General features: G+C 49.8%; 20 protein-coding genes and 1 pseudogene. 20 read left to right on the top strand and 1 reads right to left on the bottom strand.

Going from position 1 to position 13,605, the window contains the following annotated elements:
- The 20 genes and pseudogenes from FDW94_RS23945 to FDW94_RS07155 all read left to right on the top strand — a co-directional run.
- Positions 1 to 92, top strand: a pseudogene (locus FDW94_RS23945) (hypothetical protein); the annotation flags it as partial.
- Complete coding sequence (locus FDW94_RS07245) at positions 92 to 478, top strand: head-tail adaptor (RefSeq protein WP_137377371.1); 387 nt, start codon at positions 92 to 94, stop codon at positions 476 to 478. The pseudogene FDW94_RS23945 and the gene FDW94_RS07245, both read left to right, overlap by 1 nt.
- On the top strand, positions 471 to 1,013 hold the full coding sequence (locus FDW94_RS07240; protein WP_137377370.1) for a hypothetical protein: 543 nt from the start codon (positions 471 to 473) through the stop codon (positions 1,011 to 1,013). The genes FDW94_RS07245 and FDW94_RS07240 overlap by 8 nt, the downstream gene beginning before the upstream one ends.
- Before the next feature lie 2 nt (positions 1,014 to 1,015).
- Positions 1,016 to 2,509, top strand: coding sequence for a DUF3383 domain-containing protein (locus tag FDW94_RS07235; RefSeq protein WP_137377369.1), 1,494 nt, complete (start codon positions 1,016 to 1,018; stop codon positions 2,507 to 2,509).
- 11 nt (positions 2,510 to 2,520) lie between these two features.
- Positions 2,521 to 2,961, top strand: coding sequence for a phage protein (locus FDW94_RS07230; protein ID WP_060683657.1), 441 nt, complete (start codon positions 2,521 to 2,523; stop codon positions 2,959 to 2,961).
- 3 nt (positions 2,962 to 2,964) lie between these two features.
- On the top strand, positions 2,965 to 3,390 hold the full coding sequence (locus FDW94_RS07225) for a phage tail assembly chaperone (protein WP_137377368.1): 426 nt from the start codon (positions 2,965 to 2,967) through the stop codon (positions 3,388 to 3,390).
- Between the two features lie 32 nt (positions 3,391 to 3,422).
- Entirely contained in the window at positions 3,423 to 3,578 is a 156-nt protein-coding gene (locus FDW94_RS07220) for a lytic transglycosylase (RefSeq protein WP_137377396.1), read from the top strand.
- Positions 3,571 to 5,562 carry a lytic transglycosylase gene (locus FDW94_RS07215; RefSeq protein ID WP_137377367.1) on the top strand — a complete coding sequence of 664 codons (1,992 nt, stop codon included), beginning with the start codon at positions 3,571 to 3,573 and terminating at the stop codon, positions 5,560 to 5,562. The genes FDW94_RS07220 and FDW94_RS07215 overlap by 8 nt, the downstream gene beginning before the upstream one ends.
- A complete protein-coding gene (locus tag FDW94_RS07210) occupies positions 5,562 to 6,146 on the top strand; it encodes a phage baseplate protein (RefSeq protein ID WP_137377366.1) in 585 nt (194 codons plus the stop codon). Before FDW94_RS07215 ends, FDW94_RS07210 begins: the two co-directional genes overlap by 1 nt.
- Before the next feature lies 1 nt (position 6,147).
- The gene (locus FDW94_RS07205) at positions 6,148 to 6,453 is read left to right on the top strand and encodes a hypothetical protein (RefSeq protein ID WP_137377365.1); all 306 of its coding nucleotides are present in this window, start codon (positions 6,148 to 6,150) and stop codon (positions 6,451 to 6,453) included.
- A 2-nt stretch (positions 6,454 to 6,455) separates the two neighbouring features.
- Complete coding sequence (locus FDW94_RS07200; RefSeq protein WP_137377364.1) at positions 6,456 to 7,517, top strand: hypothetical protein; 1,062 nt, start codon at positions 6,456 to 6,458, stop codon at positions 7,515 to 7,517.
- A 2-nt stretch (positions 7,518 to 7,519) separates the two neighbouring features.
- On the top strand, positions 7,520 to 7,861 hold the full coding sequence (locus FDW94_RS07195; RefSeq protein ID WP_249358339.1) for a hypothetical protein: 342 nt from the start codon (positions 7,520 to 7,522) through the stop codon (positions 7,859 to 7,861).
- A gap of 57 nt (positions 7,862 to 7,918) precedes the next feature.
- The gene (locus FDW94_RS07190) at positions 7,919 to 8,686 is read left to right on the top strand and encodes a hypothetical protein (RefSeq protein ID WP_137377362.1); all 768 of its coding nucleotides are present in this window, start codon (positions 7,919 to 7,921) and stop codon (positions 8,684 to 8,686) included.
- A gap of 1 nt (position 8,687) precedes the next feature.
- Positions 8,688 to 9,098 carry a hypothetical protein gene (locus tag FDW94_RS07185; protein ID WP_137377361.1) on the top strand — a complete coding sequence of 137 codons (411 nt, stop codon included), beginning with the start codon at positions 8,688 to 8,690 and terminating at the stop codon, positions 9,096 to 9,098.
- A 59-nt stretch (positions 9,099 to 9,157) separates the two neighbouring features.
- Entirely contained in the window at positions 9,158 to 9,910 is a 753-nt protein-coding gene (locus tag FDW94_RS07180; RefSeq protein WP_137377360.1) for a Gp138 family membrane-puncturing spike protein, read from the top strand.
- Positions 9,910 to 10,263, top strand: a complete 354-nt coding sequence (locus FDW94_RS07175; protein ID WP_137377359.1) for a hypothetical protein — start codon at positions 9,910 to 9,912, stop codon at positions 10,261 to 10,263. The genes FDW94_RS07180 and FDW94_RS07175 overlap by 1 nt, the downstream gene beginning before the upstream one ends.
- Positions 10,264 to 11,463 (top strand): baseplate J/gp47 family protein, encoded by a 1,200-nt coding sequence (locus tag FDW94_RS07170; protein ID WP_137377358.1) that lies wholly within the window; start codon positions 10,264 to 10,266, stop codon positions 11,461 to 11,463.
- Complete coding sequence (locus tag FDW94_RS07165) at positions 11,460 to 12,116, top strand: DUF2612 domain-containing protein (protein ID WP_135322183.1); 657 nt, start codon at positions 11,460 to 11,462, stop codon at positions 12,114 to 12,116. Before FDW94_RS07170 ends, FDW94_RS07165 begins: the two co-directional genes overlap by 4 nt.
- Positions 12,117 to 12,118: 2 nt before the next feature.
- Entirely contained in the window at positions 12,119 to 12,901 is a 783-nt protein-coding gene (locus FDW94_RS07160; protein ID WP_137377357.1) for a phage tail protein, read from the top strand.
- Positions 12,902 to 12,903: 2 nt separating this feature from the next.
- Positions 12,904 to 13,332: a tail fiber assembly protein gene (locus tag FDW94_RS07155; protein WP_137377356.1), complete on the top strand. Its 429-nt coding sequence runs from the start codon at positions 12,904 to 12,906 to the stop codon at positions 13,330 to 13,332.
- Between the two features lie 29 nt (positions 13,333 to 13,361).
- Here FDW94_RS07155 and FDW94_RS07150 read toward each other — a convergent pair.
- Positions 13,362 to 13,605 (bottom strand): SOS response-associated peptidase family protein (locus FDW94_RS07150; protein WP_170974224.1); only part of this gene is annotated, 244 nt, incomplete at its 5' end.

Raw genomic sequence — 13,605 nt, 5'->3', positions numbered from 1 at the left:
GCCGGGCGCAGGGATTGCCAGGCGACAAGCCACTCTATGCCCATGGCTATCTCCTGCGCTCAATCACCTACGTTGTGAGAGGTAAAAAATAATGCCTTTTCTCGATGTGACTGACGTGCTGCTCGACCCAGACTTCTGCGACTACACGCTGGTATGCACCCGCAATGCGCAGACGGTCGACGCTGATGGCTTTACCACGAATGTTAGCCAGGATATCCCGTTCAACGGGGTAGTAACGGTTGACCGATCACTGGAAGCCAAACGCATGGCCGCCGGGCAGTCTATCGGCGGGGCGATCCTTGTTGTGACACAGTTCAGGCTGACGCAGGGCAGGTCTGGTCTGGATGCTGATGTGGTGCTCTACAACGGGCGACATTACCGCGTTACGTTTGTGGATCCGTACACGTCCTACGGCGCCGGGTTCGTTCAGGCCCACTGCGAGCTGGTGGAATTCAACGGAGGTACACCAGTTGAATGACACGACACAACCCGGTTACCTGACGCCTACCAGCCTGGTGCCGCAGTATGACCAGGCGCTGGAGCGTGAGCTCAGTCGCTGGATACGCGGTGTTTCAGGGCTGCCTGATGAGATGGCCAGGCCTCGATTTACCGACCCCCAACCGGCGATCCCAGAACTTGGTACCAACTGGTGCGGCTTCAACATCTCCGACTTTCAGGATGCCGCTAACCCTGCATCTGTCACAAAAGATGATGACACCGATTATCAATGGCAATACGAGACGCTGGTGGTGCTCTGCTGCTTCTACGGACCCGGAGGCCAGTCTTACGCCAAAACGTTCCGCAGCGGCCTTTTCGTCTCGCAGAACAATGCGGAACTGAACCGGGTCGGCCTGACTCTTGGTGAGGTTGGTCGCATCATCCCGGCACCTGAACTGATTAACAACCAGTGGCAACGCCGCTACGACCTGTCTGTGACACTTCGCCGCAAGACGGTACGTGAGTACGGCATCAAATCGATCCTCTCTGCTCCAGTTAAATTTTTCGGAGAATAATCATGCCTAACGGCTTATCTGTATCACGTGTCGTCCGCGTGCAGGTTTCGCTCGCAGTACGCGCAGCGACCGGGCGAAATTTTGGAGCGTTGCTTATCCTCGGCACCTCGAACGTTATCACCGCGCCAGAGGTTATGCGCCTGTATCAGGATATCGAAAGTGTTGCTACCGACTTCGGTACCACCTCAGAAGAATACAAGGCAGCAAATCTTTACTTCCAGCAATCACCGCAACCGCGGGATTTGTACATTGGTAAAATGAGCAAAACACCTGTACCTGCTACAGCTGGAACCCTCACCGGCGCTCAACTCAATGCCACCGAGCAGCGTATTGAAAACTTCAGCGCTGTCACCGATGGCGCACTGAATATCACCATTGATGGCACTGCAAAAAATATCAGTGCTGTCGACCTGTCTGCGGTGACCACGTTGGCAGAAGTGGCAACGGCCATCAGCACCAAACTGGCCGGCGCTGTTGTGACCTGGAATGCTGTTACCGCACACTTCCTGATTACTTCGCCAACAACCGGTGCAGCATCAATCGTTGGCATCCCTTCGGCAGCTGGTGCAGGAACGGATCTGGCTCCATTAATGGGAATTAATGCGGCAAGTAATCCGACAGCGGTAAGTGGAACTGATGCTCAGGCTGGTTCTGCGGTTCCTTCTGTGGCGACTGCTTTGGGATACTCTGCTGACTGGTACGGCCTTGTCATTGCTGACACGAGTATGACAGATCAGGATCATCTTGATGTTTCTGCTCTCATTGGCTCCGCAAGCGACTCCCGTATATATGGTGTGACTACTGCCGATGCTAAAGTTATTAGTTCTACGGATGCAACTGACATAGCCAGCAAATTGAAAGCTGCTGGCTACGGGCGCACGTTCTGTCAGTACAGCCAGGTGCCGTATGCAGCAGCTTCTGCATTCGGGCGTGCGTTCACTGTCAACTTCCTGGGCAATAACACCACCATTACCCTGAAGTTCAAGCAGGAGCCGGGCATCACTGCCGAGACAGTCACCGCGCAACAGGCTGATACGCTGAAGGCCAAAAACTGCAACGTGTTCGTGCGTTATGCCAACGACACAGCAATCATCCAGGAAGGGGTGATGTCCAACGGCGACTTCTTCGACGAACGTCACGGACTCGACTGGCTGCAGAACTACGTCCAGAACAACCTCTGGAACCTGCTTTACACCTCCACCACCAAAATTCCACAGACTGAAGCCGGTGTGACGCGCCTGGTAACCAACATTGAGCAATCGATGGACCAGGGGGCGAATAATGGCCTGGTGGCTCCAGGTATCTGGAACGGTGGTAACGTCGGGCAATTGACGGCAGGAGATATGCTGACCAAAGGCTATTACGTCTTCGCTAACTCGCTCAATGCGCAAGCTCAGGCAGACCGTGAAGCGCGAAAAGCTCCGGTGATCCAGGTGGCAACCAAACTGGCGGGTGCTATCCACTTCGCTGACGTATTAATCGATGTGGTGCGCTAAGGAGACCTTGAATGAGCACTTATTCTTTTCTGGATATCACGGGGTCAATGACTGGCCCAACCGGGGTGATTGATCTTGGCTCTGGTTCCGCCAACTCCGAAGAAGGTATCACCGTCGCCATGGTGGAAAATAAAAACACCATGACGATTGGGGCAGATGGTGAAGGTATGCACTCTCTGCACGCTGGCAAGGCGGGAACAGTTACCGTCAATTTGTTGAAAACATCTCCTGTAAATAAAAAGCTGTCTCTGGCGTATAACGCGCAAAGCGTGTCTTCTGCGCTTTGGGGCAACAACGTATTCGTATTTCGCAATACGGCCTCCGGCGACATCATGACAGCGCGCGGTGGGGCATTCCAGAAACACCCTGACTGGCAGAACGCCAAAGAAGGCGGGACAGTGGCCTGGGTATTCGACTGCATCAAAATCGACCCGTTCCTGGGGGAGTATTAATCCATGGAAATCACCATCAAGTATGAGCAGTACCGTATCGCTAAGCTGAGCGTGTTCGAGCAATTGAAAGTATCCCGCAAGCTATTGCCGGTGCTGGCAGGTCTGGTCTCGGACTTCCATAATATCCAGTCAAAGCTCAGTGCTAAAGACACCGAAGGAGCGCTGGAGAGCATAGTGCCGAAGATTGCTGACGCTGTTTCCGGCCTAAGCGATGCTGATGTGGATGCGATCCTGTTCCCTTGCCTGCAGGTGGTTGCACGTAAACACCTGAACGCATGGGTTCCAGTATGCCAGCAGGGGACCATGGCATTCGATGATATCGACCTTTTTGTAATGCTGCAGTTGGTGGCGCGGGTGGTCGCGGATTCTCTGGGAAATTTTTTGCAAGGACTTCCTACCGGCGAGACGAATACCCTGCCAGTGGAATAACCTTCAACACCTTGCCGGGCGGTGAGGATTACATCCTTCGCCCGGCGCTCGCCTTCAACCTCGATCAGAAAGACCTCGATAACGGCGCAGTTGACCTGTGCCGTATTGCGCTGCTTAACGATTATCTTGATATGCGTGACGATAACGACGTGCGTGTAGCCAAATGGAGAGCCCAGAACAATGGCTGATACTATCCGTGATTACCTGGTCTCTCTGGGGTTCGATATCGACGGCGCTGGCCAGGCGAAGTTTGAAGCCACGCTCAAGGGTGTAGCGGCGAACGTCGTTAAGCTGGGTGCAGCGGTGGAATCCACGGCGCTGGCGATTGTTGGTTTTACGACCTCGATCGCCAACGGCCTAGACAAACTGTACTGGGCCTCGCAGCGGACCGGTGCTTCGGTAAACGGTATCAAGGCTCTTGGCTACGCCGCATCACAAACCGGGTCCAGTGCTGAGGCTGCCCAGAACTCACTGGAGAGCCTGGCGCGATTCATGCGCAGCAATCCTGGCGCGGAAGGGTTCCTGAATCGCCTTGGTGTGCAGACGCGGGATGCGTCCGGGCAAATGCGTGACATGTCATCCATCTTCACCGGCGTTGGTCAGCGCCTCAGCAATATGCCGTATTACCGGGCAAACCAGTACGCGCAGATGCTGGGCATCGACGAAAACACCCTGATGGCGATGCGCCGTGGGATAAACGGTTTTTCTTCCGACTACCAGTCGATGCTCCAGAAAACCGGCTTTAACGCTGACAAAGCGGCTGCACAGTCAAACAAATTCATGACGTCAATGCGCGGGCTGACGTCTCTGTTTGGCATTATGCGGGATAAAATAGGAGCAAACCTTGCGGGTGGGCTGGCTGGTTCTATCGACAGTCTGCGACGGCGCATCCTCGATAACTTCCCGAGAATTGAGGATATCACGACCAGGGTGGTGAAAGGCATTCTTTGGGCAGGGGATACCATTGGTCGCGTATTATGGCGAACCGGACAGGCCATAGGAGAAGTGATTGCGTGGTTTGAAAAACTCGACCCGGGCGGACAGCAAATCATTTCTATGCTCGGTGCAATTGGAACGGCCTGGCGCACGCTAAATGCCATTTTTGCCATGTCTCCAATTGGAATGGTCATCACGGCTGTAACAGCGCTTGCCGCAGCGGTATTGCTCCTGTATGACGACTTCAAAACGTGGAAGGAAGGTGGTGAGAGCCTTATAGACTGGGACAAGTGGAAGCCTGCCATTGATTATGCCATGAAAGCATTTGGCGACCTTGGCGAGAGTATTCTGGTTGTTTACGGCAAAGCCAAGGACCTTGGCGGCGCGATACTGGATGCTGGCGAGCAACTTCTTAAATTCCTGAATATCGACACGTCTAAATTCAGCGGGAAATGGCTTTTCGACCAGATCATCGAAAGCGCCAGGAACGCAATGAATGTGCTTGGCTCGATGGTTGATGCCATCAAGAAGATTATTCAGGGTGACTTCTCAGGCGCTTTCAGCTCGTTAAAAGAGGCTGCTATTACCTTTACGCAAAGCCCGGTATCGCAGGGAGTTACGGAACTTGCCAAAGGTGCGTGGGATAAAGTTACCAGCTTCTTCAGTGACGAATCAGATCAACCAACAACTCCGCGTGGAATACGCAACAACAATCCTGGAAACCTTGATTATCGCGGACAGGCAGGTGCGTCAATTGAAAGACCTGGTGGGAGGTTTGCGAGATTCGCTACGGCATATGACGGGTTAAAGGCCATGTCTAACCAACTAATGCGATACTTTGAAGGGAAAACTACCGGGAGGCCATTGCAGACGCTTAATGACATCATTTCGACATGGGCGCCAGGCAATGAAAATAATACTGGTGCATACATCGCGCAATTGTCTAAGTCACTCGGCGTAGCGCCTGATGCAGTGCTCAACTTGAAAGACCCACAAGTGATGTCATCTCTGATGAATGGAATTATCCATCATGAAAATGGCAGGAACCCTTATCCAGGTGAGTTGGTAAACATGGCTGCTGGGGGCCCTATCTCTCAGCCTCCTGCTCAGATTCAGCAGCAGAATACTTATAACATCTACGGCGGGAATGCCCAGGAGCTTGGTACTGAGGTTGGAAATCGTCAGGAAAGCTCTAACGCTGCGATGATGCGTTTAAACCAGGTGAGGGCAGGATAATGGATATTTTATCAGCGCTGCTCAGGCTGCAGTCACGCAGGGTCGGAGTGGTAATTCCTGATGTTGTAGTTTCTGAGAAGCACAGCGATTCTCTGGAGATAACGGAACACCCCGTTGAGATAGGTGCGGCTGTAAATGACCACGCCTACAAACGTGCCAGTGAAGTTACGATGGAATGTGGATTTTCTGGCGGTGGCTCTCTGCTGGATCTGGTGGATATCTCCGGTATTGGTCTGGGCATTGGCAGAAGTCCTAAGGAGATTTACCAGGAATTGCTGGATACCCAGGCGCGGCGTGAGCTTATTGATGTGGTTACTGGCAAACGCACCTATAACAACATGCTGATCCGTGCCATAGAAGTGACAACCGACAGAACCAGCGAGAATGTGCTTAATTGCACGCTGACGCTGCGCGAAGTAATCCTCAGCGCCACCACGCAGATTAGTGTGACCGATAAGAAAAACATGCAGATGGGGGTGAATACATCTGCTGTTCAAAATTCCGGTGTTAAGGCAACAACGCCAGTAAATCAGTCATTTCTCACACAGTTAAAAAATGGTGCCACAGCTTTACTTGGGGGGTGATATGCAAGGATATGAAATCCCACTTACGCCAGATAACCAGTATTTTCAGGTATCTCTTGGCGGGGTGAATTATTCGCTACGCATCGTCTGGCGAGATATTGCCGGGTGGATTATGGATGTGAGTGATAATGCAGGAAATGCCATTCTGGTTGGGGTTCCGTTGGTTACTGGAGTAGATCTGCTGGAACAGTACCCTGAGTTAGGTATGCCAGGCGCACTGGTTGTCGTGACCGATAATGAAGCACCAGAGTATCCGACGGAAATGAACCTCGGGTCCTTCAGCCATCTTATTTTTGTGCAGGAGTAGTGATGTCTATCAACTGGATGCGCCACTTTGAGCTTCAGCTTCTCGACCAAAACGGGCAGGGGATCTCACTGTCTAACTTCAAGGTTAATTTTAATATTGAGTGGTTTAATCTCAGCACCACTACACGTGTTGGGAGTATCAAAATTTACAATCTTTCCGCCCACACGGCGAACCTGATTGTAGGTAATGAGTTCAGTAGAGTTCGTTTGATCGCCGGATATGACGGTATTGCTCCAACCGTAGATGCCAGCCGGGTTGGTGTCGTTAAAAACATCAATGAAAGCGATATTGGTCAGACTGGTGGGGAAAACTACGGAGCCATTTTCACTGGTGACATTCGTTACTCAATGACCGGGAAAGACAACCCTGTTGACTCGTATGTGCTTATTCAGGCTGGCGATACAGATAAGGCATTCATAACCAGCATAACCAGCCAGACCCTGGCTGCTGGCTGGACAGTTGCCGACGCCAACAAGCTGCTAATGAAGGATTTCTCGATATCAGGTGCGACACAAGGCAGAACTCCCGATATGCCACCTACCGTATTTCCTCGTGGCAGGGTGTTTCATGGGTTGACCCGCAATCTCATGGATAACGTGGCCAGTCAATGCAATGCCACCTGGATGTTTGTTGATGGCAAGCGCGAGATGGTGACGGACGATGAGATTGTTCACGATGCTATCGTGCTGAACAGCAATACCGGCCTCGTCGGTATGCCTCAGCAAACCATCGGCAATGGCGTTAACGTACGCTGCCTGATTAACCCTAATATCAGGGTGAACGGCCTCATTCAGCTTGACCAGAAATCGGTGTATCGTACTCAGCTTAGCAGTGACGCTATTGCGATGTCTGGAGGACGGATAACCGATCAGACTACCGACGGCAATATCTCGCTAAACGGCACCACCGCGCAGCCTGCCAGCATCGCTACGGATGGCGTCTATATCGTGCGTGGCATTATGTACATTGGCGATACGAGAGGACAGGCGTGGTATATGGACATGATGTGTGAGGCTCGTGGCGCGGCGGATTTACGTACTCAGGACTCAATCAATAGGGGATAAATTTGAGAGTACCGATCGTTATGATTGCAGCGTTTATGTCTTTTTGGGCATACGCCAGCGGCTACACGGCATACTGCGGACCGTATACCATTTCAGCCAAAGTAGGGGAAATGGATGTGATAAATGGGGAACGTGTCACCTCGCAGAAAATCACTAACCTGGGGGCTGATGGAATCAAAATCAGCATGGGTCTTATGCCTGCTCGTGATGGCAACAACTACGGCTTTGAGTACATTCGCTATCCTGGAACAGAGAAGCGATTTCTTAACGTCCAACTGCTGCAGAACGGCATGGATGCACCAAAGGTGATTGGTTCGTTCCCGTGTAATAAGGTAGATGACTGATTAGTGGACATCCGACCAGGTTGATGAACTTAAGGTAGTAAGTTAGGATTTCCCGAAATGGAGAATTTTGACATGTCATCAGCCTCGCCGGAACCCATCACAGATAAGCTGTTCGAAAGACTATTCCCATCGCTTGAGCAAGGGATGAATCTTTTGGGTGAGTTTGAAGTTTTTAGTATAATTAGAGACGCAAAAAAAATCCCCGTAGAAGATGAGTCTCTTACCATTCAGGGTATGGGGTGGATTGTTCTTGGGGATATTGAGAAAGGCTCTGAATTATGCGAACGTGCCTTATCGATTAATTCATCTGAATCAGCTATTTGGATAAATTATGCAGTTGCTATAGGCCAAAAAGGGTTGTACGCCAAACAGCGTGAAATTTTAAAACGTGGCGCTGGAGTGCTTCTCCCGTCGTTGATGATTTTTGATTTCATTACATCATCATTTTGGGCCGACTATGAAGAGATGTATCGAGTTAAAGACCTGTTTAAGAGCCTGGGTGATATTGAACTAAGCGATAAGCAAAAAGGTGATTTTATGGGGGCTGAGGTTATATACGACACTCTGGGTAAAATGCCCACGCTTGAGAGAAGTAAACTATCTGAAATGGCTAGCTTGGCAATGCAGGTGTTAGAGAATAATTGCGTTAAGGCCAGAAATTGTGGGCAATACGTAGCCCCTGACGGAATGCTATCATTTAACTATGATGTTTCACGTGCATCATCTGATTTAATCATAAAGTTAAATGATGAGTTAGCTTCAAAAATAGTTGAAAATAACTTGTTTGATGCCGAATCTATAGTTCTATTTACTCCAGGTGATTAATGTGTCTATTGAATTTTGTGAATTTATAAAAGTTGCCAAGAGAAATATTTCTGACGATCAGGGCGAAATTGGGGTTAGGACTGCTGTCAGCCGAGGCTATTACGCTATGTACCATGCTTGTTTAAACCTTAGCGGTCCTGTACCAAGATCTCATCCCCTTAATGGCACTTTTAAAGGTGGAACACACTCGCGCCTTGCTCAATATATGACGGAATGTTCAAAGCTAATATCTTCTACAAATGAAATGGAAGTTCGTAAGTTAGGCGTTAAATTGAAGATGTATCATAAGTATCGCTGCGATGCAGATTATGAACTAAGCAAAAATATTAATGAAAAATATGCGGAAATTGTGATTGCAGAAGCAGAAAATATTGCTGAAAGTGTTCGATTAGTTAGCCCATCAGTAGCTTAAAAATCCCCAAATTAATGAAACCGCCTATTGGCGGTTTTTTGCTTTCTGGAGCTTATAAAATGGCAGTAACTAACGAGACTCGAAGCGGTGATATTTCCGCAATGTTAGCGTCAGAGCGAGATATAACCAAAGACCAAATCAAGGTTGCGATGCCTGGCATCATTCAGTCGTTTGACCCCGACACGGTAACTGCTGTCGTGCAGCTTGGAATACGCTGTATGCAGACAAATAATGACGGAACAACCAGCACCAGTGATTACCCCCAATTGGTGGATGTCCCGGTTATCTTCCCTCGCGGCGGTGGTGTCACGCTGACATTCCCGGTAAAGCCTGGCGACGAGTGCCTGCTTATTTTCTCTGATCGCTGCATCGACTTCTGGTGGCAGAACGGTGGCGTACAGGAGGCGGTGGACCCACGCCAGCATGACCTGAGTGATGCCTTCGCCATCGTCGGCCCGCAGTCGCAGGCAAAGAAAATCAGCGGTATCAGCACCACTGCAGCGCAGTTCCGCAGTGATGACGGCAGCACCTACTTCGAAATTAACCCGGACACGAAGAAAATCAAGCTGGTCGCGCCAGGCGGTTTCGATGTGATTTCCCCTGAGTCCACCTTCTCGGCGAAGGTGACGATCACCGGGCTGTTAACGTGGATGGGTGGCATGGTCGGTAGCCTAGCTAGCGGAACAGCAGCGAAAATTACTGGAGCCATTGAGTTCTTCGGTTCACTGAAATCGAACAACAAAACCATTGATGATAGCCACACCCATGACAGCGTTCAGCCAGGAACCGGACAATCAGGAAAGGTGAGCTGATGCGATACAGACGCGAAGATAGCGACGGTGATTATACCTTCGGGCAGGGCGATGGAACTTTCCTGGCTAACTCGCCGGAGTGCGTAGCCCAGGCGGTTAAAACTCGATTTGAGCTCTGGAAGGGCCAGTGGTTCCTCGATACGGCGGAAGGTACTCCCTATATCCAGTCGGCTCTTGGAAAGCAGAGGCCAGAAGTTTACAACCTGGCAATAAGAGACCGCATCAGTTCAACCCCCGGCGTGTTGTCCATTCTGTCGTTTGACACAGTCAATAGCGGAGCGACTCGCCGAGTAACGTTCACGTCCACCATAAACACCATTTACGGACAAACCACAGTAACCAGCGAGGCATAAATGGCTTTGAATCTCGAGACGCTGGGGTTATCGGCAACGGTAACGGCCCAGGGGATCAGTGCGCCTGATTATCAGACTATCCTGGACAAACTCACTGAATACTTTAAGGAGATCTACGGCAGCGATTCTTATCTCGATCCGGACAGTAAAGACGGGCAAATGGTAGCGCTGTATGCACTCGGGATTCACGATGCTAATAACACGGCTATTGCGGTATATAACTCCTATTCACCCGCTACAGGGATAGGCAGGGCGCTTGGTAGCAACGTTAAAATTAACGGAATTACCCGTAAGGTTGCGACGAATTCAACCACGGATGTAATAATTGCGGGCGATATTGGAACACCAATTCCAGCCGGTACTGTTAGAGATGCTAACGGGGCATTATGGGACTTACCTGTTGACGTGAATATTCCTGTGTCAGGTACGATCACAGTTACCGCTACATGCAGAACGCCCGGTCCGGTCGCAGCAATGGCTAACACCATCACTCAGATTGCTACGCCAACCAGAGGGTGGAAAACCGTAACAAATCCATTAGCGGCAACAGTCGGCTCTCCCGGTGAAAGTGACGCGCAGTTGCGTCAGCGACAATCACGAAGTACTGCACTTCCATCAATTACTACCATTGATGGGTTAGACGGTACGCTACTGGATATTCCCGGTGTAATACGCGTGCGTATTTACGAGAACGACTCTGATACCGCGGATGCCAATGGTCTGCCAGCGCACTCGATCAGCTGCATTGTTGATGGCGGAGATGCGACAACTATCGCCACGGCAATTTCGAAGAAAAAGGATCAGGGCACATCGACCTTCGGCACCACTACAGTGAATCTTGTTGGCAAATATGGAGAGCCAAAGGCGATTAAGTTTTCTCGCCCAGTGGTAGTTGAAGCGTTTATCGAAATAGTCATCGCAACTTACCCTGGCTATACATCACAAGTTGCCGAGGAGATGAAAGCAGAGATTTCAAAATATATTAATTCACTGCGTATTGGTGATGATGTGCTGTTAAGTCGTATTTATTCACCTGCCAATCTTGGTGTAATGAGCGGTGGTGACAGTAAATATTATGATATTAACTCGCTGAAAATCGGTAAGAGTGCAGCAACGGTTGCCGCTTCAAATATAGACATTTTATTTAATGAGGCTGCGCATTCTAATATTGCCAACATTAAAATAACACCAACGCCATGAGTAAATACACTGAACTGATAACGAACTACCATGTCACTAAACCACTCTTCCTGCAACACATTGACCTGATAACCCGACCTTTCACTGACATCTCTGGCGTAACTGCAGACATGCTTCGTAAGTTCGATCTGGACTCAGCGCAGGGTGAGCAATTGGATATTGTTGGGTTGTGGGTTGGGAGGGATAGGAGAGTAACCACGCCAATTTCCAATGTCTATTTCTCGTGGGATACGGATGGGCTGGGATGGGACCAGGGGAATTGGCAGGGTCCGTATGACCCCGATTCAGGATTTACTGTGCTAAGCGATGATGTTTATCGATTGGTATTAAAAGCGCAGATAGCGATTAACCAGTGGGATGGAACAGTTGGTGATCTTGAAGACTTGCTTGAACGAGTATTTGAAGGAACTGGAATTGAGATGCAAATAATCGACAATATGGATATGTCGATAAGCATTAACGCAATTGCATTAAACGGTATTGCCAACACATCGGCAGAGTTAATTGAAGTAATTGAAGCTGGTGAATTAACAGTGAAGGCAGCAGGCGTCAGGGTTAAAAGTCTTGATGTTATCGATCCCGCACACCCACTGTTCGGATTTGATATTCAGGATACGGCTATTGCCGGATTTGATAATGGCTACTGGAGTTAACAATGCCAACTAATGATATTAAACCTTTTGCCGCCGCTGGCGGAGCGAATGTATTAACTCAAGCTGAATACCTCGCGCTGGCGGCTCTGTCTACGGGATTTTCTTCCGGAAAGGCCAACTCTAAAGAAGTGAATAAAGCGATTCGTCAGGCGACATTTATTGCTTCTGCTCTGGCCCAGTTTATTTGCGACAAGAGCGGCAGTGATGTGCTTGATGATGGTAACGTGGCGGGTCTGGTTACAAAGCTACTTTCTGCAATCAATAAGACTTCGCAACCACTCGATGCCACATTAACAGCTCTTGCTGGTCTTGTTGGTGCAGCCAATAAACTCCCGTACTTCAACGGTGCTGACACAGCGGAACTGACAGACCTGACATCGGTAGGACGGGACATCATCGGCAAAACTGATATTGCTGCGGTTCTCCAATACCTTGGTCTGAAATCTGCTGCCCAGCGTGATGTTGGAACAGGAACCAATCAAATACCAGACATGGCCTCGTTTGCTGCTGGTCCGGGTTGGATGAAATTTCCATCTGGTAAAATTATCCAGTATGGCTATCAGACTTCCGGTGCCAGCGGTGCGATCATTGTTAACTTTCCCATCCCATTCCCAACACAATGTTATGGGGTGACAGGGGCTGGAACGGATGCCAATGCAGCAAATATTGCAGGTTGCCAGGTCATCGATAAAGCAGGCTTTAATCTTTCAGCATGGTTAGTTGCTGCGAACTCAGTATTTAACCGAACAGCGACAAACATTTCATGGATAGCTGTGGGAATTTAATAATGAAATATGTATATAGCGCCACCAGTAATGCTTTCTATCCAATAGCTCTGAAAAATTCTTATGAGGCTACAGGTGACTGGCCTGTTGATGGGGTGGATGTTGATGAGTCGGTATTCGCAACATACACCGGCACTGCACCATCAGGAAAAATGATGGGATCCGATGAAAATGGTTATCCTGCCTGGGTTACAACGCCACCACTCACTCGTGAGCAGCAGATTGCAGTTGCTGAAAATGAAAAGGTGTCACGCATAGCTGAAGCAAACAGCTTCATGAACAGTAAACAATGGCCAGGGAAAGCAGCTATTGGTCGGCTGAAAGGGGATGAATTAGCGCAATACAATTTGTGGCTTGATTATCTTGATGAGCTTGAATCTGTTAATACATCGGCGGCGCCAGATATCGAGTGGCCTGGCAAACCAGTATAGGAACCTTTGATGGAATGGACTGCATGCAGTCATATCGGTTGTATTAACTCAGCCCCCTGATTTTTCACATTACCAACGGCACGCGTCACGGCGTGCCATATAAATTTCTCAGCCGGCACGGAACCATCGGCCGCAATTTCCGCAGCTTCTTTCCCTCCAACGTCCTGCTTCATCCATTCGCGAGCAGCATCTGGTGACAGTACCAGTGGCCGCCTGTCGTGAATATCTACCAGTCCTTTGTCGGCAGCCGCCGTCACTATCAGGAATCCTTCA

Origin of the sequence: Citrobacter sp. wls757, from assembly GCF_005280935.1 — a bacterium.
Classification (GTDB): domain Bacteria; phylum Pseudomonadota; class Gammaproteobacteria; order Enterobacterales; family Enterobacteriaceae; genus Citrobacter; species Citrobacter portucalensis.
The sequence above is the reverse complement of the archived record's forward strand: the minus strand, read 5'-3'. Positions and strand labels throughout refer to the sequence as shown.

Bases quoted from the DNA above. Each gene is read 5' to 3' on its own strand.
- FDW94_RS07245 (WP_137377371.1), top strand. From the start codon at position 92: ATGCCTTTTCTCGATGTGACTGACGTGCTGCTCGACCCAGACTTCTGC.
- FDW94_RS07235 (WP_137377369.1), top strand. From the start codon at position 1,016: ATGCCTAACGGCTTATCTGTATCACGTGTCGTCCGCGTGCAGGTTTCG.
- FDW94_RS07230 (WP_060683657.1), top strand. From the start codon at position 2,521: ATGAGCACTTATTCTTTTCTGGATATCACGGGGTCAATGACTGGCCCA.
- FDW94_RS07225 (WP_137377368.1), top strand. From the start codon at position 2,965: ATGGAAATCACCATCAAGTATGAGCAGTACCGTATCGCTAAGCTGAGC.
- FDW94_RS07215 (WP_137377367.1), top strand. From the start codon at position 3,571: ATGGCTGATACTATCCGTGATTACCTGGTCTCTCTGGGGTTCGATATC.
- FDW94_RS07210 (WP_137377366.1), top strand. From the start codon at position 5,562: ATGGATATTTTATCAGCGCTGCTCAGGCTGCAGTCACGCAGGGTCGGA.
- FDW94_RS07205 (WP_137377365.1), top strand. From the start codon at position 6,148: ATGCAAGGATATGAAATCCCACTTACGCCAGATAACCAGTATTTTCAG.
- FDW94_RS07200 (WP_137377364.1), top strand. From the start codon at position 6,456: ATGTCTATCAACTGGATGCGCCACTTTGAGCTTCAGCTTCTCGACCAA.
- FDW94_RS07190 (WP_137377362.1), top strand. From the start codon at position 7,919: ATGGAGAATTTTGACATGTCATCAGCCTCGCCGGAACCCATCACAGAT.
- FDW94_RS07180 (WP_137377360.1), top strand. From the start codon at position 9,158: ATGGCAGTAACTAACGAGACTCGAAGCGGTGATATTTCCGCAATGTTA.
- FDW94_RS07175 (WP_137377359.1), top strand. From the start codon at position 9,910: ATGCGATACAGACGCGAAGATAGCGACGGTGATTATACCTTCGGGCAG.
- FDW94_RS07170 (WP_137377358.1), top strand. From the start codon at position 10,264: ATGGCTTTGAATCTCGAGACGCTGGGGTTATCGGCAACGGTAACGGCC.
- FDW94_RS07165 (WP_135322183.1), top strand. From the start codon at position 11,460: ATGAGTAAATACACTGAACTGATAACGAACTACCATGTCACTAAACCA.
- FDW94_RS07160 (WP_137377357.1), top strand. From the start codon at position 12,119: ATGCCAACTAATGATATTAAACCTTTTGCCGCCGCTGGCGGAGCGAAT.
- FDW94_RS07155 (WP_137377356.1), top strand. From the start codon at position 12,904: ATGAAATATGTATATAGCGCCACCAGTAATGCTTTCTATCCAATAGCT.